This is a genomic window from Comamonas testosteroni (genome assembly GCF_030505195.1).
Taxonomy (GTDB): domain Bacteria; phylum Pseudomonadota; class Gammaproteobacteria; order Burkholderiales; family Burkholderiaceae_C; genus Comamonas; species Comamonas testosteroni_G.
The window spans coordinates 2,805,668-2,832,328 of the sequence record NZ_CP129672.1 but is presented as its reverse complement, the minus strand read 5'-3'; the positions used below and the strand labels follow the sequence as shown (position 1 = coordinate 2,832,328).

At 60.0% G+C, this 26,661-nt stretch carries 20 protein-coding genes and 5 tRNA genes; 7 read left to right on the top strand and 18 right to left on the bottom strand.

Annotated elements, in window-relative coordinates; translation table 11 throughout:
• Positions 1-67: 67 nt before the first annotated feature.
• The 15 genes from rpoC to QYQ99_RS12915 form a co-directional block, all read right to left on the bottom strand.
• Positions 68-4,291 (bottom strand): DNA-directed RNA polymerase subunit beta', encoded by a 4,224-nt coding sequence (rpoC, locus tag QYQ99_RS12985; protein WP_302092986.1) that lies wholly within the window; start codon positions 4,289-4,291, stop codon positions 68-70.
• Positions 4,292-4,412: 121 nt separating this feature from the next.
• The gene (gene rpoB, locus QYQ99_RS12980; protein WP_302092985.1) at positions 4,413-8,525 is read right to left on the bottom strand and encodes a DNA-directed RNA polymerase subunit beta; all 4,113 of its coding nucleotides are present in this window, start codon (positions 8,523-8,525) and stop codon (positions 4,413-4,415) included.
• Positions 8,526-8,799: 274 nt separating this feature from the next.
• A complete protein-coding gene (gene rplL, locus QYQ99_RS12975) occupies positions 8,800-9,177 on the bottom strand; it encodes a 50S ribosomal protein L7/L12 (RefSeq protein ID WP_034374514.1) in 378 nt (125 codons plus the stop codon).
• Between the two features lie 36 nt (positions 9,178-9,213).
• Positions 9,214-9,738 carry a 50S ribosomal protein L10 gene (gene rplJ / locus QYQ99_RS12970; protein WP_034374512.1) on the bottom strand — a complete coding sequence of 175 codons (525 nt, stop codon included), beginning with the start codon at positions 9,736-9,738 and terminating at the stop codon, positions 9,214-9,216.
• Positions 9,739-9,965: 227 nt separating this feature from the next.
• Positions 9,966-10,661 carry a 50S ribosomal protein L1 gene (gene rplA / locus QYQ99_RS12965; RefSeq protein WP_302092984.1) on the bottom strand — a complete coding sequence of 232 codons (696 nt, stop codon included), beginning with the start codon at positions 10,659-10,661 and terminating at the stop codon, positions 9,966-9,968.
• Positions 10,662-11,093: a 50S ribosomal protein L11 gene (gene rplK / locus QYQ99_RS12960; protein ID WP_003059339.1), complete on the bottom strand. Its 432-nt coding sequence runs from the start codon at positions 11,091-11,093 to the stop codon at positions 10,662-10,664. It abuts the gene before it with no gap.
• Positions 11,094-11,218: 125 nt separating this feature from the next.
• On the bottom strand, positions 11,219-11,806 hold the full coding sequence (gene nusG / locus QYQ99_RS12955) for a transcription termination/antitermination protein NusG (protein WP_003065695.1): 588 nt from the start codon (positions 11,804-11,806) through the stop codon (positions 11,219-11,221).
• Entirely contained in the window at positions 11,806-12,189 is a 384-nt protein-coding gene (secE, locus tag QYQ99_RS12950) for a preprotein translocase subunit SecE (protein ID WP_034349432.1), read from the bottom strand. Before secE ends, nusG begins: the two co-directional genes overlap by 1 nt.
• Before the next feature lie 87 nt (positions 12,190-12,276).
• Positions 12,277-12,352 (bottom strand) — tRNA-Trp (locus QYQ99_RS12945).
• Between the two features lie 9 nt (positions 12,353-12,361).
• Complete coding sequence (tuf, locus tag QYQ99_RS12940) at positions 12,362-13,552, bottom strand: elongation factor Tu (RefSeq protein ID WP_053281820.1); 1,191 nt, start codon at positions 13,550-13,552, stop codon at positions 12,362-12,364.
• Between the two features lie 75 nt (positions 13,553-13,627).
• Positions 13,628-13,702: transfer RNA gene (locus QYQ99_RS12935), tRNA-Thr, on the bottom strand.
• A gap of 44 nt (positions 13,703-13,746) precedes the next feature.
• Positions 13,747-13,820: transfer RNA gene (locus QYQ99_RS12930), tRNA-Gly, on the bottom strand.
• Between the two features lie 58 nt (positions 13,821-13,878).
• Positions 13,879-13,964 (bottom strand) — tRNA-Tyr (locus QYQ99_RS12925).
• An 80-nt stretch (positions 13,965-14,044) separates the two neighbouring features.
• Positions 14,045-14,120: transfer RNA gene (locus QYQ99_RS12920), tRNA-Arg, on the bottom strand.
• 74 nt (positions 14,121-14,194) lie between these two features.
• Positions 14,195-14,815: a TetR family transcriptional regulator gene (locus tag QYQ99_RS12915; protein ID WP_003065361.1), complete on the bottom strand. Its 621-nt coding sequence runs from the start codon at positions 14,813-14,815 to the stop codon at positions 14,195-14,197.
• Positions 14,816-15,042: 227 nt separating this feature from the next.
• Here QYQ99_RS12915 and QYQ99_RS12910 point away from each other — a divergent pair, with 227 nt between their 5' ends.
• The 4 genes from QYQ99_RS12910 (at position 15,043) to QYQ99_RS12895 (ending at position 22,030) form a co-directional block, all read left to right on the top strand.
• Positions 15,043-16,350, top strand: coding sequence for an efflux RND transporter periplasmic adaptor subunit (locus QYQ99_RS12910; protein WP_302093167.1), 1,308 nt, complete (start codon positions 15,043-15,045; stop codon positions 16,348-16,350).
• Positions 16,351-16,362: 12 nt separating this feature from the next.
• Complete coding sequence (locus tag QYQ99_RS12905) at positions 16,363-19,542, top strand: efflux RND transporter permease subunit (protein ID WP_302092983.1); 3,180 nt, start codon at positions 16,363-16,365, stop codon at positions 19,540-19,542.
• Positions 19,535-20,968, top strand: a complete 1,434-nt coding sequence (locus QYQ99_RS12900; RefSeq protein ID WP_302092982.1) for an efflux transporter outer membrane subunit — start codon at positions 19,535-19,537, stop codon at positions 20,966-20,968. The genes QYQ99_RS12905 and QYQ99_RS12900 overlap by 8 nt, the downstream gene beginning before the upstream one ends.
• Before the next feature lie 198 nt (positions 20,969-21,166).
• On the top strand, positions 21,167-22,030 hold the full coding sequence (locus tag QYQ99_RS12895) for a c-type cytochrome (RefSeq protein ID WP_302092981.1): 864 nt from the start codon (positions 21,167-21,169) through the stop codon (positions 22,028-22,030).
• Between the two features lie 88 nt (positions 22,031-22,118).
• Here QYQ99_RS12895 and QYQ99_RS12890 read toward each other — a convergent pair whose 3' ends face one another.
• The 3 genes from QYQ99_RS12890 to QYQ99_RS12880 are packed head-to-tail and all read right to left on the bottom strand — an operon-like array spanning position 22,119 to position 24,429.
• Positions 22,119-22,676, bottom strand: coding sequence for a DUF2946 family protein (locus QYQ99_RS12890; RefSeq protein WP_302092980.1), 558 nt, complete (start codon positions 22,674-22,676; stop codon positions 22,119-22,121).
• Positions 22,677-22,705: 29 nt separating this feature from the next.
• Complete coding sequence (locus QYQ99_RS12885) at positions 22,706-23,677, bottom strand: YheT family hydrolase (RefSeq protein WP_302092979.1); 972 nt, start codon at positions 23,675-23,677, stop codon at positions 22,706-22,708.
• A complete protein-coding gene (locus tag QYQ99_RS12880; protein ID WP_302092978.1) occupies positions 23,674-24,429 on the bottom strand; it encodes a hypothetical protein in 756 nt (251 codons plus the stop codon). The genes QYQ99_RS12885 and QYQ99_RS12880 overlap by 4 nt, the downstream gene beginning before the upstream one ends.
• Before the next feature lie 115 nt (positions 24,430-24,544).
• Here QYQ99_RS12880 and QYQ99_RS12875 point away from each other — a divergent pair, with 115 nt between their 5' ends.
• From QYQ99_RS12875 to QYQ99_RS12865, 3 genes are read left to right on the top strand one after another with little or no spacing between them, the layout of a single operon-like run.
• Positions 24,545-25,162: a LemA family protein gene (locus QYQ99_RS12875; protein ID WP_302092977.1), complete on the top strand. Its 618-nt coding sequence runs from the start codon at positions 24,545-24,547 to the stop codon at positions 25,160-25,162.
• Positions 25,163-25,186: 24 nt separating this feature from the next.
• Positions 25,187-26,101 carry a TPM domain-containing protein gene (locus QYQ99_RS12870; protein WP_302092976.1) on the top strand — a complete coding sequence of 305 codons (915 nt, stop codon included), beginning with the start codon at positions 25,187-25,189 and terminating at the stop codon, positions 26,099-26,101.
• Between the two features lies 1 nt (position 26,102).
• A complete protein-coding gene (locus QYQ99_RS12865; RefSeq protein ID WP_302092975.1) occupies positions 26,103-26,642 on the top strand; it encodes a TPM domain-containing protein in 540 nt (179 codons plus the stop codon).
• The last annotated feature ends 19 nt before the right edge of the window (positions 26,643-26,661 follow it).

The following is a 26,661-nucleotide window of genomic DNA, read 5'->3' as shown; positions in this document are numbered from 1 at the left end:
GCAGAGCGGGAGCGCGGTGCATCAGCAGCGAACCGCAGCCGTTGCCGGCCGCGGCCCAGAGCCGTGCTTAGTTGGCAGAGGCGTCGCCAGCAGGTGCTTCGACGTCATCAGCCAGCACGCCGGCCAGCTCGGCTTCTTCAGCTTCGGCGATGGCACGACGCTCGGCATCGTCCATTTCGTCCTTGGCCTTGCGAGCCTGGTGATAGGCCAGACCGGTACCGGCGGGGATCAGACGACCCACGATCACGTTTTCCTTCAGGCCACGCAGTTCGTCGCGCTTGCCCATGATGGCAGCTTCGGTCAGAACACGGGTGGTTTCCTGGAAGGAAGCCGCAGAGATGAACGAGTCGGTCGACAGCGAAGCCTTGGTAATACCCAGCAGCACGTTGGAGTACGTGGCAGGCAGCTTGCCTTCCTTCTGCATCTGTTCGTTGGTGTTGAGCACCTCGGAACGCTCGACCTGTTCACCCTGGATGTAGGTGGTATCGCCAGAGTTCTCGATGATCACGCGACGCAGCATCTGACGCACGATCACTTCGATGTGCTTGTCGTTGATCTTCACACCCTGCAGGCGGTAAACGTCCTGCACCTCGTCCACGATGTAGCGCGACAGCTCTTCGATACCCAGCAAACGCAGGATGTCTTGAGGATCGGCAGGACCGTCAACGATGGACTCGCCCTTGTTCACCACCTGGCCTTCGTGGACCAGAATGTTGCGCTCCTTGGGCACCAGTTCTTCCCAGACCTTGCCTTCCAGATCGGTGATCTGCAGGCGGATCTTGCCCTTGGTTTCCTTGCCGAAGGACACGGTACCGGTCATCTCGGCCAGCGTGCCCTTGTCCTTGGGCGTACGGGCTTCGAACAGTTCGGCCACACGGGGCAGACCACCGGTAATGTCGCGGGTCTTCTGACCTTCCACAGGGATACGGGCCAGCACTTCGCCGGGGCCCACGTCCTGGCCGTCGCGCACCTGAATCAGGGCGCCGACCTGGAAGCCGATCGTCACGGCATGGTCGGTACCAGGGATCTTGACTTCCTGGTTGTTGGCATCGATCAGCTTGACCTGGGGACGCACCACCTTGGCAGAGCCACGACGCTTGGGGTCGATCACCACCAGAGTGGACAGACCGGTCACTTCGTCGACCTGCTTGGCCACCGTCAGACCTTCTTCCACATTCTCGAAACGCACTTGACCGGCGTATTCGGTAATGATGGGTCGAGTCAGCGGGTCCCAGTTCGCCAGGATCTTGCCGGCCTTGATGGCTTCATCGGGCTTGATGGTCAGCACGGCGCCGTAAGGCACCTTGTGACGCTCGCGCTCGCGGCCGTTTTCGCTGATCACGATCTCGCCGGAACGCGAAATCACCACCAGCTCGCCCTTGGTGTTGGACACATAGCGCATCGTGCTGTTGAAGCCGATCACGCCATTGGACTTGGCTTCCACGCTCGAAGCGATGGCAGCGCGCGAAGCGGCACCACCGATGTGGAAGGTACGCATGGTCAGCTGCGTGCCGGGTTCACCGATGGACTGGGCAGCGATCACGCCCACGGCTTCGCCGAGGTTGATCAGGCCGCCACGACCCAGGTCGCGACCGTAGCAGGTGGCGCACAGGCCGAAACGGGTTTCGCAGGTCAGAGCCGTACGCACCTTGATTTCGTCCACGCCCTGAGCTTCCAGCTCTTCGATGGTGTCTTCGTCGAGCAGGGTACCGGCAGGCACCAGCACGGCACGGGTTTCGGGGTGCAGCACTTCTTCGGCGGTCGAACGGCCCAGCACGCGGTCGCGCAGGGATTCGATCACTTCACCGCCTTCGACGATGGCGCGCATCAGATAGCCGTTGGAGGTACCGCAATCCTGTTCGTTCACGACCAGATCCTGCGTCACGTCCACCAGACGACGAGTCAGGTAACCGGAGTTAGCCGTCTTCAGCGCCGTGTCGGCCAGACCCTTACGGGCACCGTGGGTCGAGATGAAGTACTGCAGCACGTTGAGGCCTTCGCGGAAGTTCGCGGTGATAGGCGTCTCAATGATGGAGCCGTCAGGCTTGGCCATCAGACCACGCATACCGGCCAGCTGACGAATCTGCGCTGCGGAGCCGCGGGCGCCGGAGTCGGCCATCATGTAAATCGCGTTGAACGATTCCTGATCGACTTCGTTGCCGTGACGGTCGGTGGTCTTCTGGACCTTGAGCTGGTCCATCATCACCTTGGACACGTCGTCGCCGGCCTTGCCCCAGATGTCCACCACCTTGTTGTAGCGCTCGCCGGAGGTCACCAGACCCGAGACGTACTGCTGCTCGATTTCCTTCACTTCGGACTCTGCGCGGGCCAGGATGTCGGCCTTTTGCGGAGGCACCAGCATGTCGTCGATGGAGATCGAGATACCAGCGTGCGTGGACAGACGGAAACCGTTTTGCAGCAGCTTGTCGGCAAACACGACCGTGGCCTTCAGACCGCACTTGCGGAAGGAGGCGTTGATCAGCTTGGAGATTTCCTTCTTCTTCAGCGCCTTGTTCATGTTGCTGAAAGCCAGGCCCTTGGGCAGGATTTCAGACAGCAGGGCACGGCCCACGGTGGTTTCCACGAGCGAGGTCACGGGCTCGAATTCGCCGGTTTCCTTGTTCTTGTTCCACTCGGTCAGGCGCACGCTGATCTTGGCGTGCAGTTCGGTCTCGCCGGCATCCAGAGCGCGTTGCAGCTCCATCAGGTCGGCAAACACCATGCCTTCGCCCTTGCCGTTGATCTTTTCACGCGTGGCGTGATACAGACCCAGCACCACGTCCTGGGAAGGAACGATGGAGGGTTCGCCCGAAGCGGGGAACAGCACGTTGTTCGAGGCCAGCATCAGCACGCGGGCTTCCATCTGCGCTTCCACAGACAGGGGCACGTGAACGGCCATCTGGTCACCGTCGAAGTCGGCGTTGAAGGCCGCGCAGACCAGCGGGTGCAGTTGCAGGGCCTTGCCTTCGATCAGGATGGGCTCGAAAGCCTGGATACCCAGACGGTGCAGCGTAGGCGCACGGTTGAGCATGATGGGGTGTTCCTTGATGACTTCTTCAAGGATGTCCCACACCACGGGCGTACCGGCTTCCACTTCCTTCTTGGCAGCCTTGATGGTCGTGGCGATGCCGCGCTGCTCGAGCTGCGCGAAGATGAAGGGCTTGAACAACTCCAGCGCCATCAGCTTGGGCAGACCGCACTGGTGCAGCTTGAGGTAAGGACCCACGGTAATCACGGAACGACCGGAGTAGTCCACGCGCTTGCCCAGCAAGTTCTGACGGAAACGACCGCTCTTACCCTTGATCATGTCGGCCAGGGACTTCAGGGCACGCTTGTTGGCGCCCGTCATGGCCTTGCCGCGACGGCCGTTGTCCAGCAGCGAGTCAACCGCTTCTTGCAACATGCGCTTTTCATTGCGAGCAATGATTTCGGGAGCCTTCAGCTCCAGCAGGCGGCGCAGACGCGAGTTACGGTTAATAACGCGGCGGTACAGGTCGTTCAGGTCGGAAGTGGCGAAACGGCCACCGTCCAGGGGCACCAGAGGACGCAGATCGGGAGGCAGCACAGGCAGCACTTCCATCACCATCCAGCCGGGCTTGATACCAGACTTCTTGAACGCTTCCAGCAGCTTCAGGCGCTTGGCATTCTTCTTGACCTTGACTTCGGAGCCGGTCAAGTCGTTGCGCAGGCGTTCGATCTCGATGTCGATATCGATGCCTTCGAGCAGATCCTTGATGCCTTCAGCGCCCATCTTGGCGGTGAATTCATCGTAGCCGTACTCGAGTTGCTTGGCGTCGTAGTCGTCCTCGGTCATGATGCTGAACTTCTTCAGCGGAGTCATGCCGGGGTCGGTCACCACATAGGCTTCGAAGTACAGCACGCGCTCGATGTCGCGCAGCGTCATGTCCAGCACCAGGCCCAGGCGCGAAGGCAGGGACTTCAGGAACCAGATGTGGGCGCAGGGCGCGGCCAGGTCGATGTGACCCATGCGTTCGCGACGCACCTTGGTCTGTGTGACTTCAACGCCGCACTTCTCGCAGATCACACCGCGGTGCTTGAGGCGCTTGTACTTGCCGCACAGGCATTCGTAGTCCTTGATCGGGCCAAAGATCTTGGCGCAGAACAGACCATCACGCTCGGGCTTGAAAGTACGGTAGTTGATCGTTTCAGGCTTCTTCACTTCACCGAAAGACCAGGAACGGATCTTCTCGGGCGAGGCCAGACCGATCTTGATGGCATCGAAATGCTCATCAGGCGTAAATTGCTTGAACAGGTCGAGTAGCGATTTCATGTAACTCTTTCCTTTTCGTCAAAAATCATTGCAGCCACCGCTGGATTTGCCTTGGTTTCAGCAACGAACCAAGCGCAAATCCTTTGTTTTTAAGCGGTTGCAGCTCTCTGTTTAATAGTGCTTAAGAACGTTCGAGCTCGATGTCCAAGCCCAGAGAGCGGATTTCCTTGACCAGCACGTTGAACGATTCGGGCATGCCCGCTTCGATCGAGTGCTCGCCCTTGACGATGGACTCGTACACCTTGGTACGACCGACCACGTCGTCGGACTTCACAGTCAGCATTTCCTGCAGCACATAGGCGGCGCCGTAAGCTTCCAGCGCCCACACTTCCATTTCACCGAAACGCTGACCACCGAACTGGGCCTTACCGCCCAGAGGCTGTTGCGTCACCAGCGAGTAAGGACCGGTGGAGCGGGCATGCATCTTGTCGTCGACCAAGTGGTGCAGCTTCAGGTAGTGCATATAGCCCACGGTGGTCGGACGCTCGAAGCGCTCGCCGGTGCGGCCGTCATACAGATAAGCCTGAGTGCGTGTCTCGGTCAGACCCTTGGTGGCAGCGATGTCATCAGGGTAGGCCAGCTTCAGCATGTCCTTGATTTCGGCTTCGGAAGCACCGTCGAACACCGGCGTTGCGAATGGCACGCCCGTGGTCAGCTCCTTGGCCATGGACATGACTTCGCCGTCGTCCAGCTGAGACAGCTCTTCCTTGCGACCGCTGCGGTTGTAGATCTCTTCCAGGAAGGCGCGCACTTCAGCAGCACGGGCTTCCTTTTGCAGCATGTCGCCGATGCGCTGGCCCAGACCCTTGCCGGCCCAGCCCAAGTGCACTTCCAGCACCTGACCGATGTTCATACGCGAAGGCACGCCCAGCGGGTTCAGCACGATGTCGGCGGTGGAGCCATCAGCCAGGAAAGGCATGTCTTCCACAGGAGTGATCTTGGAGACCACACCCTTGTTACCGTGACGGCCGGCCATCTTGTCACCGGGCTGCAGACGACGCTTGACGGCCAGGTAGACCTTGACCATCTTCAGCACGCCGGCAGGCAGCTCGTCGCCCTGGGTGAGCTTCTTGCGCTTTTCTTCGAACGCCAGGTCGAAGGTGTGACGCTGCTGCTCGATGGAGTTCTTGATGGACTCCAGCTGAGCGGCCACTTCGTCTTCGGCAGGGCGAATGTCGAACCAGTGGAACTTCTCCACGCCGTCCAGATAGGCCTTGTCGATCTTGGCGCCCTTGGACAGCTTCTGAGGGCCGCCGTTGGCCACGCGGCCGGTCAGCAGCTTCTCGATACGGTCGAAAGCGTCGGCTTCCACAATGCGCAGCTGATCGTTCAGGTCCAGGCGGAAGCGCTTGAGTTCATCGTCGATGATCTGCTGGGCGCGCTTGTCGCGCTGGATGCCTTCACGCGTGAACACCTGCACGTCGATCACGGTGCCTTGCGAGCCCTGATCCACACGCAAGGAAGTGTCCTTCACGTCGGAAGCCTTCTCGCCGAAGATGGCGCGCAGCAGCTTCTCTTCAGGCGTCAGCGTGGTCTCGCCCTTGGGCGTGACCTTGCCCACCAGCACATCGCCGGGTTGCACTTCGGCGCCCACGTAGATGATGCCGGACTCGTCCAGGCGGTTCAGTTGCTGCTCGGACAGGTTGGGGATGTCGCGTGTGATTTCTTCGGCACCCAGCTTGGTGTCGCGAGCCATCACCACCAGCTCTTCGATGTGGATCGAGGTGTAGCGATCGTCAGCCACGATGCGCTCGTTGATCATCACCGAGTCTTCGTAGTTGTAGCCGTTCCAGGGCATGAACGCGATCAGCATGTTCTGGCCGATGGCGATTTCGCCCAGGTCGGTCGAAGCGCCGTCCGCCAGCACATCACCCTTGGCCAGCTTGTCGCCACGGCTGACGATGGGGCGCTGATGGATGTTGGTGTTCTGGTTGGAACGCTGATACTTGATCAGGTTGTAGATGTCCACGCCGACTTCACCGGCCACGGCTTCGTCGTCGTTCACACGGATCACGATGCGGGTGGCGTCGACATAGTCCACGATACCGCCGCGCTTGGCGGTGACCACGGTGCCGGAGTCCACAGCGGCAACGCGCTCGATGCCGGTACCGACCATGGGCTTTTCAGGACGCAGCACAGGCACGGCCTGACGCGACATGTTGGCGCCCATCAAGGCACGGTTCGCGTCGTCGTGTTCCAGGAAGGGAATCAGCGAGGCGGCCACGGACACGATCTGCGCAGGCGACACGTCCATGTACTGCACGCGCTCGGCCGACACCAGGGTCGATTCACCGGCTTCACGGGCCGACACCAGATCGCCCACCAGATTGCCTGCGGCATCCAGATCGGCATTGGCCTGGGCGATCACGTACTTGCCTTCTTCGATGGCCGACAGATAGTCGATGTCCATCGTCACCTTGCCGTCCACCACGCGACGGTACGGGGTTTCGATGAAACCGTACTCGTTCAGGCGGGCGTACAGAGCCAGCGAGTTGATCAGACCGATGTTGGGACCTTCAGGCGTTTCGATAGGGCAGACGCGACCGTAGTGGGTCACGTGCACGTCACGCACTTCAAAGCCGGCACGTTCGCGAGTCAGACCGCCTGGGCCCAGGGCGGAAACACGACGCTTGTGCGTGATTTCTGCCAGAGGGTTGGTCTGGTCCATGAACTGCGACAGCTGCGAGGCGCCGAAGAACTCCTTCAGAGCCGCAGAGATGGGCTTGGAGTTGATCAGGTCGTGAGGCATCAGGGGCTCTTGCTCGGCCTGACCCAGACGTTCCTTCACAGCCTTTTCGATACGAGCCAGACCGGTGCGGTACTGGTTTTCGGCCAGTTCGCCCACGCAACGCACGCGGCGGTTGCCCAGGTGGTCAATATCGTCGACTTCGCCACGGCCATTGCGCAGGTCCACCAGGATCTTGACCACGGCCAGGATGTCTTCGTTGGACAGCACCATGGGACCGGTCGCGCCTTCGCGGCCGATCTTGGCGTTGAACTTCATACGGCCCACGCGCGACAGATCATAGGTGTCGGCGTTGTAGAACAGGCGCTGGAACAGGGCCTGCACGGCGTCCTCGGTAGGAGGCTCGCCAGGACGCATCATTCGGTAGATGGCAACGCGGGCAGCGAACTCGTCCACGGTTTCATCGGTGCGCAGGGTCTGCGAGATGTAGGCGCCTTGGTCCAGTTCGTTCGTGTAGATGCACTGAACGTCCTGCACACCGGCGCTGCGCAGCTTCTTGAGCAGGGCTTCGGTCAGTTCTTCGTTGGCCTTGGCGATGATTTCGCCGGTATCGGGATCAACGATGTTCTTGGCCAGCACACGACCCAGCAGGAAGTCTTCAGGCACGCTGACGAACTTGGTGCCGGACTGCTCCAGCTCGCGGGTGTGGCGAGCGGTGATGCGCTTGTCCTTGGCGACAACAACCTTGCCGGACTTGTCGGTGATGTCGAAACGTGCGACTTCGCCCTTCAGGCGATCGGCCACGAACTCCATCTGGGCACCGCTGTCCATCAGGCGGAAGTTGTCGTTCACGAAGAACGTTGCCAGGATGGTCTCGGGCGTCATGCCGATGGCCTTCAGCAGGATCGACACAGGCATCTTGCGGCGACGGTCGACGCGGAAGTACAGCAGATCCTTGGGGTCGAACTCGAAGTCCAGCCAGGAGCCGCGGTAAGGAATGATGCGAGCCGAGAACAGCAGCTTGCCCGAGCTATGGGTCTTGCCCTTGTCGTGCTCGAAGAACACGCCAGGCGAGCGGTGCAGCTGAGACACGATCACGCGCTCGGTACCGTTGATGATGAACGAACCCTTGTCGGTCATCAGGGGCACTTCGCCCATGTAGACCTCTTGTTCCTTCACTTCCTTGACCACCTTGGACTGAGCCGTGGAGGACTCGCGGTCATAGATGATCAACTGAACCTTGGCGCGGACAGCGGAGGCGAAGGTCAGACCACGGGTCTGGCATTCACGAACGTCGAAAGCGGGCTTGGCGAGGTTGTACTCGACAAACTTCATCTCCACAAAACCATTGTGGGAGACGATGGGGAAGGCGGAATTGAAGGCCGCTTGCAGGCCATCAATGGTACGTTTTTTGGGGGCTACATCTGCCTGCAGGAATGCTGTATAGGCATCTTTTTGCATCTGCAGCAGATAAGGCACTTCGAGCACGCTATCGCGGCTCCCGAAGCTTTTGCGGATTCGCTTGCGTTCGGTATAAGAATAGGCCATGAGATCTCCGGGCAAAGACATGAGTCCTGGGTCTGCGACGACTGCCCCACAGGGTTCTCCTGCGGGCTTGGCGGTTGGCCACTACCAACCATGGCTGACGGCGATGCGTTGCACATCGCCCGAACCAAGGCATCTTCTGCTGTCGGATTGTCAGAAGACACTAAAAAGCAGACTCCCTAGGAAACCTGCTTTCTGGTGTGTTCTTTCAGCGCGTTCCACAAGCGCCAAAGGCTGGAGACCCTTTTACGAGTCTCCAGCCCTTGATTTCACTGAATTACTTCAGTTCAGCCTTAGCACCGGCTTCAACCAGCTTCTTCACAGCGGCTTCAGCGTCAGCCTTGGGAGCGGCTTCCTTCACGGTCTTGGGAGCGCCGTCGACCAGGTCCTTGGCTTCCTTCAGACCCAGGCCGGTGATTTCGCGCACAGCCTTAATCACGGACACCTTGTTGGCGCCAGCTTCGGTCAGCACCACGTTGAATTCGGTCTTTTCTTCAACAGCAGCAGCGCCGCCAGCAGCACCGCCAGCAGCGGGAGCAGCCATAGCAGCGGCGGACACGCCAAACTTCTCTTCAATAGCCTTGACCAGGTCGTTCAGTTCCAGAACAGTCATGCTGTCCAGGGCGGTCAGGAATGCGTCTTTATCGAATGCCATTTTGATTTCCTAAAATTGGTTGGTTTTGCCGAGCACTCAGGCTGCAGCTGTTTCTGTTGCCGCTTCGGCAGAGCCTTCGCCCTTCTTGGCCGCCAGAGCGCCCAGCACAACGGCTGTACGCGAGATAGGCGACATGAGCAAGCCGCACACTTGTGCGAGCAGTACTTCCTTGGAGGGGATGTTTGCCAGTTGCTTAACGCCGTCGATGTCCAGGGCCTTGCCTCCGAACGCACCACCGCGAATCACCAACTTGTCGTTGGTCTTCGCGAAGTCGGCCACCACCTTAGCGGCAGCCACTGCGTCTTCAGAGAAGCCATAGATCAGGGGACCAGTCATCTGGTCAGCCACCACGTCAAACGCGCTACCGGCAACAGCACGGCGGGCCAGGGTGTTCTTCAACACGCTCAGGCTCACACCCTTGCTGCGAGCATCGGCACGCAGTTTGGTCATGTCGGCGACCGTGATGCCACGGTATTCCGCGATCACAAGCGTTTGAGCTTTAGCGGCGAGGCTGGTCACTTCGTTGATGACCGCTTCTTTCTCACTGCGATTAAGACTCAAGGTCTACTCCTTCAAATGCATATGCAAGGCAAGCCCTACATACACGCTCTTGTTGCAGCGACCAACTGTTTAGGAAAAATTTCCATCTGCAGCGGGATCGCCATCTGCGTTGGCCTTCGTGATTAAGTGATCAAATCACACCAACGGTCTTGGATGACCTGCAGAAGCAACAACTCCCGCAGCCCACCACACCAGATGAGCCAGGCTCATCTGACGATTTCTAGCAATTACGCCGAGATGGATTGTGTATCGACGCGAACGCCCACACCCATGGTCGACGAAACAGCCACCTTGCGCAGGTACTGACCCTTGCTGGAAGCAGGCTTGGCCTTGTTCAGTGCATCGACCAGAGCAGCCAGGTTGCCCTGCAGCTTGTCGGCATCGAACGAACGGCGACCAATCGTGCCGTGCACGATACCAGCCTTGTCCACGCGGAATTGCACTTGACCAGCCTTGGCGTTCTTCACGGCCGTAGCGACGTCAGGAGTCACGGTGCCAACCTTGGGGTTGGGCATCAGGCCGCGGGGGCCCAGGATCTGACCCAGCTGGCCCACAACGCGCATAGCGTCGGGAGCAGCGATCACCACGTCGAAGGGCATGTCGCCGGCCTTGACTTGAGCAGCCAGGTCGTCCATGCCGACCACGTCAGCGCCGGCGGCCTTGGCTTCTTCAGCCTTGGCGCCTTGTGCGAACACAGCCACGCGAGCAGTCTTGCCGGTACCGTGAGGCAGCACCACGGCGCCACGCACCACTTGGTCCGACTTCTTGGCATCCACGCCCAGTTGCACGGCCACGTCGATGGATTCATCGAACTTGGCAGTTGCAGCTTCCTTCACCAGCGCCACGGCGTCAGCGAAAGAATACAGCTTGTTGGAATCAACCTTGCCCTGGAGAGCTTTTTGCTTCTTGGTCAACTTGGCCATTTACACACCCTCCACGATCACGCCCATCGAACGGGCAGAACCAGCCAGCGTACGCACAGCAGCGTCAACGTCAGCGGCGTTCATGTCCTTCAGCTTGGTCTTGGCGATTTCTTCCAGCTGAGCACGTGTGATCTTGCCAACCTTGTTCTTCAGAGGATTGGAAGAGCCCTTGTCCAGCTTCACAGCCTTCTTGATCAGAACGGTTGCGGGAGGAGTCTTGATGACGAACGTGAAGCTCTTGTCAGCAAAAGCCGTGATCACCACGGGCAGAGGCAGGCCGGGCTCGACACCTTGGGTCTGGGCGTTGAACGCCTTGCAGAATTCCATGATGTTGAGGCCGCGCTGACCCAGCGCAGGACCAATAGGAGGAGAAGGATTGGCCTTACCAGCTGGCACTTGCAGCTTGATGAAGCCGACGATTTTTTTCGCCATGTTGAGCTCCTTACGGGTATAGCGCCATTTGCAAGGTCTGCAAACAGCTCCCCGAGGTTGCTGACTCTACAAAAAAGCTTCGCATCGAGTCAAAAAATGCGAAGCCCTAGATTCTATTGCGAATCTCAAGTTTTCTCAACTTGAGAGAATTCCAATTCCACAGGAGTTGCGCGGCCAAAGATGGTGACCGAGACACGCAGACGATTCTTTTCGTAGTTGACTTCCTCGACGGAGCCATTGAAGTCTGCGAAAGGGCCTTCCTTGACACGCACCATCTCGCCGACCATGAACTCGACCTTGTGACGGGGCTTTTCGGTGCCCTCCTGCATCTGGTCGACGATCTTGCGAACTTCTTCTTCAGAAATGGGGGCAGGACGGTTCTTGGCACCGCCGACGAAACCGGTCACCTTGCTGGTGTGCTTCACCAGGTGCCAGGTATCGTCATCCATCACCATTTCGACGAACACATAACCCGGGAACAGACGACGCTCTGTGGTGCGACGAGTGCCGTTGCGCATTTCCACAACTTCTTCGGAAGGCACCAGGATGCGGCCAAACTTGGACTGCATGTCCGAGCGAGCAATACGCTCCGCAATATTGCGCTCGACAGCCTTCTCCATACCCGAATAGGCATGGACGATATACCAGCGCAGATCGGGATTGGCGGGTCCCGCTGCTCCACCATTCACATCTGTTTCGACTGCATCAGCCATTACTTCCTCCAGCCCAAAATCAAGTCGTACAAGACCCATTCAAGCGTCTTATCGGTGAACCACAAGAACAAGGCCATCACCACCACAAATGCAAAGACATACAGTGTCATCTGCATGGTTTCTTTGCGGGTGGGCCAGACCACCTTCTTCACCTCACGCCAAGCATCACGAGCAAAGCCAATGAAGCGCTTGCCCGGCTCAGAAATCAGAAACACGCCTGCAGCCAGCACCAGGCCGACAATCAGAGTCGCCCACTGCACCAGCGCACCTTGCTTGCTCAACAGATAAAAGCCAGCAATAGAAGCAACAACTAAAGCCGCAACAGCGGCTAATTTTGCTTTGTCAGCAGCAGAGCTGACTGTTTCAACCTGAGTAGTGGCCATATTTTGTTTCAAATGCACAAAAATGTGCAATTTCAAGACACAAAAGCCCGCCAAAGGCGGGCTCTTGTTGATTCCACCATTAAGAGGTGGCAGGGGCAGTAGGAATCGAACCTACAACCTTCGGTTTTGGAGACCGACGCTCTGCCAATTGAGCTATACCCCTACAAATCAATTATGCAATGATCGTGGCAACCACACCGGCGCCCACAGTACGACCACCTTCGCGGATAGCGAAACGCAGACCTTCTTCCATGGCGATGGGGGAGATCAGCTTCACAGTGATCGACACGTTATCGCCAGGCATCACCATTTCCTTGCCTTCGGGCAGTTCGATGGAGCCGGTCACGTCAGTTGTACGGAAGTAGAACTGGGGACGGTAGTTGTTGAAGAAGGGAGTGTGGCGACCGCCTTCGTCCTTCGACAGCACGTAAACTTCAGCAGTGAAGTTGGTGTGGGGCTTGATGGAGCCGGGCTTGCACAGCACTTGGCCGCGTTCCACGTCTTCACGCTTGGTGCCGCGCAGCAGCAGACCCACGTTGTCGCCAGCTTGACCTTGGTCCAGCAGCTTGCGGAACATTTCCACGCCGGTGACGGTGGTCTTGACGGTGTCCTTGATACCGACGATTTCGATTTCTTCGCCGACCTTGACGATACCGCGCTCGATACGGCCGGTCACCACGGTACCACGACCGGAGATGGAGAACACGTCTTCCACGGGCATCGCGAAGGCGCCGTCAACAGCACGCTCGGGAGTGGGGATGTAGGTGTCCAGAGCTTCGGCCAGCTTCAGGATGGCAGGCTCGCCCTTGTCGGACTGGTCACCTTCCAGGGCCAGCTTGGCGGAGCCGCGGATGATGGGGGTGTCGTCACCGGGGAAGTCGTACTTGGACAGCAGCTCGCGCACTTCCATTTCGACCAGTTCCAGCAGTTCTTCGTCGTCCACCATGTCGGCCTTGTTCAGGAACACGATGATGTAGGGCACGCCCACCTGACGCGACAGCAGGATGTGCTCGCGAGTCTGGGGCATGGGGCCGTCAGCAGCGGAGCAAACCAAGATGGCGCCGTCCATCTGAGCGGCACCAGTGATCATGTTCTTCACATAGTCAGCGTGACCGGGGCAGTCCACGTGAGCGTAGTGGCGGTTGGCAGTTTCGTATTCAACGTGCGAAGTGTTGATCGTGATACCACGAGCCTTTTCTTCGGGGGCGTTGTCGATCTGCGAGTAGTCCTTGGCTTCACCGCCGAAGTGCTTGGACAGCACGGTAGCGATAGCGGCAGTCAGGGTGGTCTTGCCGTGGTCAACGTGACCGATGGTGCCCACGTTCACGTGGGGCTTCGTGCGCTCGAATTTTTCTTTTGCCATTTTTCCGACTCCGAAAAAACTAATTCACTGCAAGAGGATTTCGGCGCAACCCTATCAAGCGAGCGCACCAGAAAATGGTGCCCATGGCGGGAATCGGACCCGCGACCTCTCCCTTACCAAGGGAGTGCTCTACCACTGAGCCACATGGGCAAAGAAGCTGCAAAAAACAACTTCTAAAATCTTTGCTCGCAAACTGGAGCGGGAGACGGGAATCGAACCCGCGTCATTAGCTTGGAAGGCTAGGGTTCTACCATTGAACTACTCCCGCACAGATTTACTACTGCACGTGACTGCTATTTCTAGCAATCGCTCTTCTCAACCATTGCTGGTGGAGGGGACAGGATTCGAACCTGTGTACGCGTTAGCGGGCAGATTTACAGTCTGCTGCCTTTAACCACTCGGCCACCCCTCCGAAGAGACTTGAATTGTAGCATCTATTTTCAGCTTAAAAAGAAATTTTGAAATTTCTTTTTTCTTGCCGAAGATCGATGCTGGCGCGGCTGGCGGGGATCGAACCCACGACCCTTGGCTTCGGAGGCCAATACTCTATCCACTGAGCTACAGCCGCGAGTCCGTCAGGCCGCTCGCACGGCCAACAACAATTCAACAGCCGCAATTATTGCACGGCTTTGGACACCCAAATCACAAATTCACCTGAAATCCCAAACCTGACAAGTAGACATCCACCGACATCGAACCGACCTTGACCAATGAGAAACTCCCTTCGGTCAATACCCAGCCATGTATAAGACCCACAAAAAGAGAGTGCAACCCAAGGGCAGCCTCTTCCGGGGATACCGACAACTGCACGGACTGCCCCTGCGCTGCAGCCGCTAGGTCGTGCGCAAATTTTTCCCGAGCGAAGCCTGAACTTTCTATATGCTGCAAACGCACATCAGCCAGTTCGCCCACGTATTCCATTTTGAATAGCGCCGTTTCAAACACCTTGCGTCTGCGCTCATCCTCGTCCAAGCTCTCGAACACACACAGGATGGAGTGACGAATGCGCTCTAGCGGCAACAGGTCACCATACCTGTCGTCACAGATTTCTTCGAAAGGCAGGCATATGCGCCCAAGCATGGAAACAAAGACATCCATCTTGTCCTTGAAGTGCCAATACACCGCCCCGCGTGTGGCCCCTGCACGCTGCGCGATATCGCCCAGAGAGGTTCGAGATACCCCTTTCTCGAAAAACACCTCTTCAGCCGCATCCAGCAGCTTGGTGCGCGTCTCATCCGCTTCAGCCTTGGTTCTTCGAGCCATCACTCACCTTCTTCATCACTCGCCAGCGATAGCTCGCCGCGAGAAAAACCATTTCCCAGCTGCTTTACGCAACGTTTTCAATTATACATTTATGCATGTATGTATAATTTCCGTAGCACCGATATGCAGGAAACCATCTAGGGTTTCCACCCGAATGAGCGCTCCACCGCGGACAGCGCTCTTTTCTCGTTTTCACAATGTCAACCGGAAGGACGTTCATGCACCCGATGTATGAAGCAAACCAGGCTCCCGACAATCAGTCCAACTCAGCCGCGTCCGGCACCCGCTCCATGGTCATTGGCCTGAGCTTGGCTGCTGCATTGGGCCTAGTCGCATGCAGTGACAAAAACGCGGAAGCTCAAAAAGCACAAGCAGCCGCTCAGGCACAGCCACCAGAAGTAGGTGTAGTGACGGTATCCATGCAGAACGTGCCTCTGATCTCCGATCTGCCAGGCCGTCTGGAGCCATCGCGCATTGCTCAGGTTCGCGCCCGCGCAGCTGGCATCGTGCAAAAGCGCCTGTTCCAGGAAGGCTCGGATGTCAAAGCCGGCCAGGCCCTTTTCCAGATTGACAACACCCCGTACAAGGCCAATCTGCAGAGCGCTCAGGCGACCCTTGCACAGGCCGAAGCCAATCTTGCTCAGGCATCTGCCACCGCACGCCGCTACAAGCCGCTGGTGGAAGCCAATGCCATCAGCAAGCAGGAGTACGACACGGCCATTGCCAACGAGAAGGCAGCACTGGCACAAGTTGCGGCAGGCAAGGCGGCAGTCACCAATGCCAACGTCAACCTGGGCTATGCCAGCGTGACAGCCCCCATCTCCGGACGCATCGGCCGCGCTCTGGTGACGGAAGGCGCTCTGGTCGGCCAGGGCGAAGCCACGCAGCTGGCGACCATTCAGCAAGTCAACCCGCTGTACGTGAACCTGACCCAGTCCTCCTCCGACATCATGCGCATGCGCGAAGCGCTCAGTTCCGGCAAGTTAGCAAAGGTAGGTGGCAACGCCGCGCGCGTCCACGTCTATTTGGACGATGGCAAGGAATACGCACACACCGGCAAGCTGCTGTTCACCGACCTGACCGTGGACCCGACTACCGGCCAGGTCAGCGTGCGCGCGGAACTACCCAATCCCGATGGGCTGCTGCTGCCCGGCACCTATGTGCGCGTGCACCTGGAGCAGGCACAGGTCGAGAACGCCGCGCTGATTCCGCAACAGGCCGTAACCCGCAACGAAAAGGGCAACTTCGTCATGATCGTGGCCGAGGATGGCTCTGTGGCGCCGCGTCCCGTTCAGATCAGCCAGTCCAGTGGCAATAACTGGGTCGTCACATCCGGCTTGAAAGCTGGAGAAAAAGTCATGGTGGACGGCCTGATCAAGGTGGGCATGGGAGCCAAGAAGGTCAAGCCCGTCGAGATCAACAATGCGGCTGCCGGCGCCCCCGCACAGCCCTCTGCTGCGGCCCCCGCCGCACCAGCGCAAGAGAAAGCTGCCACACCAGCCGAAGCTGCTGGCGAAGGCAAGGCAGCCAAGTAACAGGCACGATCCATGTCCAAGTTTTTCATCCACAGACCGATCTTTGCCTGGGTGATCGCGATTTTCGTGATCATTGCGGGCGTGATCTCCATCACCAAGCTACCGGTGGCACAGTTCCCATCGGTGGCACCTCCCACCATCAACGTGACAGCGACCTACCCGGGCGCCACGTCACAGACCATGACGGACTCCGTTCTGCAACTGATCGAGCGCGAAATCAACGGTGCGCAAGGTCTGATGTACATGGAAGCCTCCGCCCCCGCGGGCGGTCAAGGCACTCTGACCGTCACATTTGCCCCCGGCACCAACCCCGATCTGGCACAGGTGGACGTGCAAAACCGCCTCTCGCGCGTGCTGCCCCGCCTGCCTCAGGTGGTTCAGGCCCTGGGCGTACGCGTGGACAAGTCCATGAGCAACTTCCTGATGATTCTGGCCTTCCAGGCCGAGTCCGGGGAGACCTCGCGTGACGACATCGCCGACTATGTGAACCGCAATGTGGTGCCTGAAATCCAGCGCCTGGACGGCGTGGGCAAGGCTCAGCTGTTTGCCTCGGGTCGAGCCATGCGCGTCTGGGTGGACCCGGCCAAGCTCCAGGGTTATGGCCTGTCGATTGCATCCGTCAACGCAGCGATTGCCGCGCAGAACCAGCAGATCTCCGGCGGTGCCCTGGGCAACCTGCCCAGCACACCCGGCACCACGACCACTGCCACGATTGTGGTGCCCGGTCAGCTGAGCACACCCGAGGAATTCGGCGAAGTAGTGCTGCGCTCCAACTCCGACGGCTCCACCGTGCGCCTCAAGGACGTGGCGCGCATCGAACTGGGCATTGAAAGCTATGCCTTCGAGTCGCGCCTGGACGGCAAGCCCGCCGTGGCAATGGCCGTGCAGCTGACTTCTACTGCCAACGCCATGGCGACGGCCAAGCTGGTCAAGACCAAGATGGCGGAGATGGAGCCCTTCCTGCCTGCCGGCGTGAAGTGGTCCTCGCCCTACGACACCTCCAAGTTCGTGAAGATTTCCATCGAAAAGGTGGTGCACACGCTGCTTGAAGCCATCGTGCTGGTGTTCATCGTGATGCTGATCTTCCTGCAGAACATCCGCTACACCCTGATCCCTACCATCGTGGTCCCCATCGCATTGCTCGGCACCTTTGCCGTGATGCTGGTTGCCGGTCTGACCATCAACATTCTGGCCATGTTCGCCATGGTGCTGGTGATCGGTATCGTGGTGGACGATGCCATCGTGGTGGTGGAAAACGTCGAGCGCATCATGGCCGAGGAAGGCTTGCCCCCCAAGGAAGCCACCATCAAGGCCATGGGACAGATCCAGGGCGCCGTGGTCGGCATCACCGTGATTCTGGTGACGGTGTTCCTGCCTCTGGCCATGTTCTCCGGGGCGACCGGCAACATCTATCGCCAGTTCTCGCTGGTGATGGCCATCTCGATCTTCTTCTCGGGCTTCTTTGCGCTGACACTGACTCCCGCGCTGTGCGCCACCATGCTCAAGCCCATTCCCAAGGGCCATGCGCATGACAAGAAGACCGGCCTGCTCGGCCCCTTCTACAACTGGTTCAACCGCAAGTTTGAAGCCGGCACCAAGCGCTATTCAGCCGCTCTGTCCGGTGTGGTCAAGCGCTCCGTGCAGGCCTTCATCATCTACCTGCTGGTGATCGCCGGTGTGGTCTTCATGTTCCTACGACTGCCCACGGCCTTTCTTCCCACCGAAGACCAGGGCTATGTCATCTCGCTGGCACAGTTGCCTCCCGGCGCGAGCCTGGAACGCACGAGCAAGACCATGGCTGAGCTGGAGAAGTTCGCCCTGAGCCAGCCTGAGACCGATCACATCGTGAGCATTCTGGGCTTCAGCTTCATGGGTCAGGGCCAGAACGTGGGCCTGGCGTTCACCACGCTCAAGGACTGGTCCGAGCGCACAGGCGCTGGCTCGGATGCCAAATCCTTTGCCGGACGCACCATGGGCGCCATGTCAGCGCTGCGCGATGGTTTCATCTTCACGCTGGTCCCCCCCTCCATTTCGGAGCTGGGCAATAGCGACGGTTTCACCTTCCGTCTGCAAGACCGCGGCAGCAAGGGGCATGCAGCCTTGCTGGCAGCGCGCAATCAGCTGGTTGCCAAGGCCAACCAGAGCCCTGTGCTGACCGGCGTGCGCTTTGATGGCGTGGATGACGCCCCCCAATGGCAGGTGGACATCAACCGAGATGCTGTCTATGCCCAGCGCGTGAGCATGGGCGACCTTGCCTCGACGCTGGCAACGGCCCTGGGCTCGTCCAACTCCACGGACTTCCCCAACAACGGCTTTATGCAGCGCGTCACCATCCAGGCCGATGCCGCCCGCCGCATGCAGCCCGAGGACGTGATGCGCCTGACGGTTCCCAACGCGCAAGGCCAGCTGGTGGAGCTTTCCACCATGGTCAGCGCCAAGTGGATCAGCGGCCCCATGCAGCTGACACGCTACAACGGCTACCCCTCCATGAGCATCACCGGTCAGGCCAAACCCGGCTTCACCAGCGGTGACGCCATGAAGGAAATGGAAAAGCTGGCCCAGGAACTGCCCGACGGCTTCGGCTACGAGTGGACCGGCCAGTCTCTGGACGAGAAAAAGGCGGGCTCCTCGGCCATGCTGCTGTACACGTTCTCCATCCTGGCCGTGTTCCTGTGCCTGGCCGCACTGTATGAAAGCTGGAGCATCCCGCTGTCCGTGCTGCTGGTCGTGCCTCTGGGCGTGTTCGGCGCCGTGGCCGGCATGCTGATGCGCGGCATGCCCAACGACATCTACTTCCAGGTGGCGCTGATCACGGTGATTGGTCTCTCGGCCAAGAACGCCATTCTGATCGTGGAGTTCGCCAAGGACCTGCATGCGGAAGGCAAGAGCGCGCTGGAGGCCGCGCTGGAGGCCGGTCATCTGCGTTTCCGACCCATTCTGATGACCTCGCTGGCCTTTATTCTGGGCGTGGTGCCGCTGTACATCGCCTCCGGCGCCAGCGCTGCCAGCCAGAAGGAAATCGGCACTGGCGTGTTCTGGGGCATGGTGATAGGCACGCCGATCTCCGTGTTCCTGGTGCCCGTGTTCTTTGTGGCCGTGTTCAATCTGTTTGGCAAGAAGTCCAAGCAAGACTCCAACGCCACTCCCCCGGCGGCAACTTCTGCAGCACAGGGAGGCTCGCAACATGAATAAAACCTTGCTACCCGTAGCACTGGCCGGCGCGCTGCTGGCCAGCGGCTGTTCCTTCATCCCCACGCTGGAGCGCCCTGCCGCTCCGGTGGCCGAGCATTACTCGGCAGCCGACGAGCAGGCCGGCACCATCGCGGCCGCCGACATCCCCTGGCAGCAGTTCTACACGGACCCACGCCTGCAGCAGGTGATCCAGCTCGCGCTGGACAACAACCGCGACCTGCGTGTGGCCGTGCTCAATATCGAAAAGGCACAGGCTCAATACCAGATCCAGCGCGCCGCCCAGTTCCCTGAGTTCGGTGTGGCAGGCAGCGCCAGCCGCCAGCCCAGCGCCACCACGGGCCGCTATGCCAACTCGTACATGGCCGGCCTTTCCATGCCCAGCTGGGAGATTGACTTCTGGGGCCGCATCGGCAGCCTCAAGCAGCAAGCTCTGGCCCAGTATCTGGCAACCGAGGAAGGCCGCAAGGCGGCCCAGATCAGTCTGATTGCAACGGTCGCCAACACCTGGCTGAACCTGCAGGCTGACGAGGAGCTGCTGGCCATTTCCCGTCGTACCCTGGGTACACGCGAGCAGTCCATCAAGCTGACCAAGCTGCGCCTGGACTCTGGCGTGGCCTCCGAGCTGGACTACCGCCAGGCTCAGTCGCTGACCGAAAGCGCACGCGCCACGCTGGCCCAGCAAGCCGGTCAGCGCGAGCGCGACGTCAACGCCCTGACGCTGCTCGTGGGCCAGGCTCTACCTGCCGATCTGCAGACCAGCATGCAAGGCAAGCAGCTGCGCGATCTGCCTGCCCTGGCCGATGTACCGTCGGGCCTGCCTTCTGACCTGCTGCTGCGCCGGCCCGACATCCGTCAGGCCGAGCAAAGCATGATTGCCGCCAATGCCAGCATTGGCGCGGCACGTGCGCTGTTCTTCCCGAACATCTCCTTGACTGCCTCGGCAGGCTTTGTGAATTCGGAGGTTTCCGATCTGTTCAAGTCTGACTCTGCAGCATTCACGATTGCGCCTTCGCTGTACCTGCCCATCTTCAATGCAGGCCGCAATCGCGCCAATCTCCAGGTTGCACAAGCCAGCCAGAAGATTGCCGTGGCGCAATACGAAGGCTCCATCCAGTCAGCCTTCCGCGAGGTGTCCGACACCTTGGTGAATCGCCGAGCACTCAAGGATCAGCTAGATGCCCAGTCACGTCAGCTGGAGGCCGAGCAGGTTCGCTACAAGCTGTCGGACCTGCGCTACACCAACGGTGTGGCCAGCTACCTGGATCTGCTGGACGCGCAGCGCTCACTGTTTGCACTGGAGCAGTCCGTGGTTCAGGTGCGCCTGGCGCAGCTTCAAAACCAGGTCAATCTCTACAAGGTGCTGGGCGGCGGCTGGACCGAGGCAGGTGCCGGCAACACCCCTGCGGCAGCAACTACAGCCCAGTAATCGGGCCATTTTTGCACTCTCACACAAGGTGTCTTCGGACGCCTTTTTTCATGCCCGCAACAAATTGGCTGCACAAAGTTGATCCAACTCAACTCCTTTATGCAGCAGCCGTCAACCCGGATCGTCGTGCACTGGTGTTCTTAACCCTCACTTCTATAATGGTTTGTTAATTCCCATCCCACGATCTCAGAGGACTTCATGAGCGAGCAACACCACGAAGAAGCCCATACAGGCCCCATTAAAAAACCCAAGCAGTTGTTGCTTGCTGTCTTCTTCTCGTTTGTGGTTCCCATCTTCGTCATCATCGGTCTGGTCAAGTTCGTGACTTCGTCCGACACCACGGGCGCAGGTACGGCCAATGCCGAAATGGCCAAGGCCATGCGTCTACAAAAAGTGGGAACGGTGGAAATTCGTGATGCCAACCGCCCTCTGCGCGGTGGCGCGGAAGTCTTCAAGTCGCAATGCGCAGCCTGCCATGAAACCGGCGTAGCCGGCGCACCCAAATTCCAGGATGCGACAGCCTGGGGCCCGCGCATCAAGCAGAGCCTGGAAACGCTGGTGCACTCTGCCCTGACCGGCAAGGGTGCAATGGCGGCCCAGGGTGGCGGCGAGTTCAATGACACGGAAATTGCCCGTGGCGTGGTCTATATGGCCAATGCTGCCGGCGCCAACTTCCCCGAGCCCCAGCCTGCTGCCGGCGCAGCAGCTGGTGATGCCCCCGCAGCAGCACCTGCGGCCCCTGTCGCCGCTGCACCTGCAGCCGCTGTTGCAACCACCGAGGCAGTACCCACGCCCGCCGCGGCTCCGGCAGCTGCCGCGGCCTCCGATGTGGGCAAGAACATCTACAACACCACCTGTATGGCCTGCCACGCCAGTGGTGTCGCCGGGGCGCCCAAGTTTGGCGACAAGGCTGCCTGGGCGCCTTTCATTGCCAAGGGCATGGACGATATGGTGCAGAAGGCCACCCAAGGTGTCGGGGCCATGCCTCCCAAAGGCGGCTCCACCGCTTCGGACGCAGACTTCAAGGCCGCCATTCAGTACATGGTGGATGCAGCCAAGTAAGCCCTGCTCTGTCCCCCGCAAAAACCGGCCTTTGGCCGGTTTTGTTATTTTTCACCAGAAGCCTTCTGTACACCAGTAAAGGCAGCCATCAGACTTGATCAGCTTTCGGGCTAGGCACAAAACCAAACTTCAATGGCAGCGAAGCGCTGTCGACCTCCTGCACCTCAGGCAGCACGCCGCCCTCCAGCGCATTCGCGGCATCCAGCATGTCCAGGCTGTGCACCATGCCCAGGCCCTGCGGCAAAGCCAGGAAAAGCCGCCCCTGCTCATCGAGCAGCACCTGCTGCACCTGTTCGGCAGCCAGTTCCTGGCCCGTATGACTGCGCAACTGCACACCATGCTCTGTGCCTCGCAGACGCCATATCCATGGCGCGCTCTCCAGTTCCACATACACGCGTTGCGGGCCGTTCTGAAAATACCAGCGGCCGTCGGACTCGGCCAGATAGTTGCGACCGATGAATTCGGCCAGCTTTTCATGGCGCAGCAGACTGCCCCTGGCACCGGGCTGCCCGCTCGCAAACGCCCCGCAGGCCTGGGCCTGCTCGTCCCTGAGCCACCACTGGCCGCGTGCATCCAGCCCCAGCCAGCCGCTGCAGGCCGGCACATTGGGCCATTTCGCCATGGCCTGCTTCACGATGTCATCCATCACTTATCTCCTGATCATTGCGTGGTCGCTCAAAGCCACTGTTCCAGCCATTCGGTCACGGCCAGTGGCATGGCCTGCACATGGGCAGGCCATGCACCGCTGGCAAAGCCTACATGCCCTCCATGCGGCGGCTGCCATAGCTGCACGGCTGCGCTCACCTCATCGGGCGTGGGCAGGCTGTGCACCGGCACAAACGGATCGTTGCGCGCATTGAGCAGCAACAAGGGCACGGCCACTTGCTTGAGCAGGGGCTTGGCCGATGCCCTGCGCCAGTAATCATCGGCATCCCTGAAGCCATGAACCGGGGCCGTGAACACATCGTCAAAGTCATGCAGGGTTCGCGCACGCTGCAGCCGCTGCCTATCGAACAGGCCCGGCGCCTGCTGCCATTTGGCCAGTGCCTTGGGCACCAGGGTACGCAGGAAGACGGGGGTGTAGATCCAGCGATTGAGCCCCTGGCCCAGATTGACGCCTCCGGCCACCAGATCCAGCGGCGCACAGATCACTGCCGCGCCCTTGACGAGCTCTGCAGCCGCCTGCTGCTGCAGCCCGGCCCAGCGCGCAAGGGCATTGCCGCCCAACGATACCCCCATTGCCAGCAATTCGCCGCTCGCGCCTTGCTGTAGCCGTCGCAAAATCCAGTCCACCTCGTCCGCATCGCCGGAGTGGTAGGCGCGCAGCAGGCGGTTGGGCTCACCGCTGCAGCCGCGAAAATGCGGCACGGCCAGATGCCAGCCGCGCTGCGCGCAGACCTGTGCCAGGGCCTTGGCGTAGTGACTTGAGGACGAGCCTTCCAGGCCGTGAAACAGCACCAGAGTGGGAGCGTTTGCACCTGCCGGATGACTTGAAAAATCAACATCGATGAAGTCGCCATCAGGCGTATCCCAGCGCTCGCGCCGCCACGCAGGAAACACCCCGCCCTTCGCATAGAGTGCAGCCCAGATGGTCTGGACATGACCTCCGGGTTGCCACCAAGGTGCACGAAATTGTTCGAAATTCATGAGGGACCCAGCCAGCTCTGCAGCTCTGCCCCCAGAGCGTCTTTCTGCGCCGACCGCCAGACCAGTTCAGGCGGAGCCACATGAATTCCCGGCGGTGCCTTGAGCAAGGCAGCCTCCACCAGGCGGGCCACATGCATGGCGCACACAGGACGCTCCGTCTGCGGCAGCATATAGCTGAGCGCCGAAAGCATGGTCTTTGCCGTGCGCTGCAGCCAATGGCCGTCATTTATTTTCCGAGCTTCTCTGGCCGAGCGCACAACAATCAGCCGTTCGAAGCCCAGCGCGGCCACGCCTTGCTCATTGAGATTGGCCAGCCCCTGCTTCAGCGCCTGGGGCAGGCTGCCCATATCGTGAGGCAGTACCACAGCGAGCGTGTGCACACCACAGCGCCGCATCCACTGCGCCACCGCTTGCAGCTGATCCGGCCGAGGCGTCCACAAGGCTCGCTCGCGCTGGTAATAGGGGCGCGGTGGCTCGAACATGATGAGGCCCACATCGGCATGCTGCACAGGCCATTGCTGCACATCGCCATCCTGCTGCGTCAGCAACTCCATGCCACGCAGGCCCTGGACGTAGGGCTCGCGCGCCAGCACCTGGACCAGCCCATAGTTCTGCGCGCCAACCACTCGGCTGAGCACCTCGTTACCCAGCGGCCCCGTGGCCCCGGCCAGCAACAGGCGCGGCAAGACCGCAGTTTTCGGGCCGGGACGCTGTGCGCCACGCAGGGCATCAAGTGGAGAAACAGTGGACATGATTGCAATGCTATCGCCGCTAGGCAGCTGACAGGACGACAAGCCCCGCGTTCACACTTCCCTGCTAAGCCCTTATGCTATGGTTTCCGTCTCAATTTCGTGAATGGAAACACCCATGAAACGCTGGCTTCTGGCAATCGCAACCGCCGCCTCCATGCTCTCCCTCACGGGCTGCGGCTACAACGACTTTCAGCGCCTGGATGAAAAATCCAAGGCGGCCTGGAGCGAAGTGCTGAATCAGTACCAGCGCCGGTCGGACCTGATTCCGAACATCGTCGCCACAGTCAAGGGCGAGGCCAACTTCGAGCAGGAGACGTTGACCAAGGTGATCGAAGCACGCGCCAAGGCCACCTCGATTCAGGCCACTCCCGAGCTGATCAACAACCCCGAAGCCTTCAACAAGTTCCAGCAAGCACAGGGCGAGATTTCCAGCGCACTCTCGCGCCTGATGGTGGTGGCGGAACGCTATCCCGAGCTCAAGGCAAATCAGGCGTTCCGCGATCTGCGCGTGACGCTGGAGGGCACGGAAAATCGCATCACCGTGGCGCGCAACGAATACATAGGCACCGTACAGGCCTACAACGTGCTGGCGCGCAGCTTCCCCACCAATATCACGGCCAAGGTATTCAGCTACCAGGTCAAGCCGACCTTCACGGTGCAGAACGAGGCCCAGATTTCCCAGCCACCGGCCGTGGACTTCTCAACGCCTGCAGCGCCTGCTGGCAACAAGTAATGGCGGGCTTCCGCTTCAAAAACCATGCACCAAACACCTCAAGCTCTTATACATAAAGCGCTTGTAGCTATTGTTTTTGCATGGCTGGCACTGCTTGCTGCGCTGCCAGTCTGGGCGCAAGGTGCTGCAGGCACGCAGCTGCAACCTGTGCCGGAGCTCACTGCGCGCATCATCGACCAGACCGGCACGCTGAGCCCCGGCGATCTGCAATCGCTGAGCGAGCAGCTCAAGAAGCTGGAGGATGAGACCGGCGCCCAGGTCGCCGTGCTCATGGTTGCCACCACGGCCCCGGAAGACATCGCCGCCTATGCCTGGCGTGTGGCCAGCAGCTGGAAGCTGGGACGCAAGGACATAGGCGATGGCTCTGTCATCGTCGTGGCCAAGAACGACAGGCGCATGCGTATCGAAGTGGCGCGCAAGCTGGAAGGCGCCATTCCCGACATCCAGGCTGCACGCATCATCGACGGAGCCATGAAGCCGCGCTTTGGCGCCGACGACTATGCGGGTGGACTGTCTGCCGCCATCGAGCAGATGAGCCTGCTGATTCATGGCGAGAAACTGCCCTCACCGCCGTCCCAGCCGCGCAAGTCCGGCAAGTCCTGGGCTGACCAGCTGGACTTTCTGCTGCCACTACTGTTCTTCGGTTTTCCGATCGGGATTGCCATCGCCCGCGCCATCTTTGGCCGCGTGCTGGGTTCGCTGCTCATTGGCGGCATTGCCGGGGTGGCTGCCTATGTGGTCACCACCAGCCTGTTGATTGCGGGCGTGGCAGGATTTCTGGGCCTGATCTTCACCCTGCTCTCCAATCTCTCGCGTGGCGGGGGCGGACCGTATATCAGCACTGGCGGGGGCGGCGGATGGAGCAGCGGCAGTGGAGGCGGTTTCAGCTCCGGTGGCGGCGGCAGCTTTGGTGGCGGTGGCGCCTCGGGGGATTGGTGAAATGAGCAATATCTTCCAACGCCTGGCACGCCTGGTGCGGCACCGCTGGGCCGAACAGCATCTGCGCAAGGCCTTGCCGCCTGCCACGCTCAAGGAGCTGGAACTGCTGATTGCCAAAAGCGAGCTGGGCCACACCGGCCAAGTCCGCATCTGCGTCGAGGCCGGCCTGCCCTGGAGCTATATCTGGCGCGATGCCACGGCCCGCCAGCGTGCGCTCTCGCAGTTCGCCAAACTCCATGTCTGGGACACGGAGCACAATAACGGTGCCCTCATCTACCTGCTGCTGGCCGACCACGCCATAGAAATCGTGGCCGACCGCGCCCTGGACCGCACCATGAGCGCCGAGCAATGGCAAACGTTGATCAGCGATATGCAGTCCGCCTTCAAGGGCGGGCATTTCAGTGTGGGCCTGGTATCGGCATTGGAGCGCGTCAACCGGCAACTGCAGGCGCATTTCCCGCGCAAATCCGCGGCCAACACGCAGCGCAACCTGCCCGATGCGCCCGTGATCCAAAGGCATCTGCCGGGCCGCAGCCGCTGATACGGTTGTGCAGCCGCAT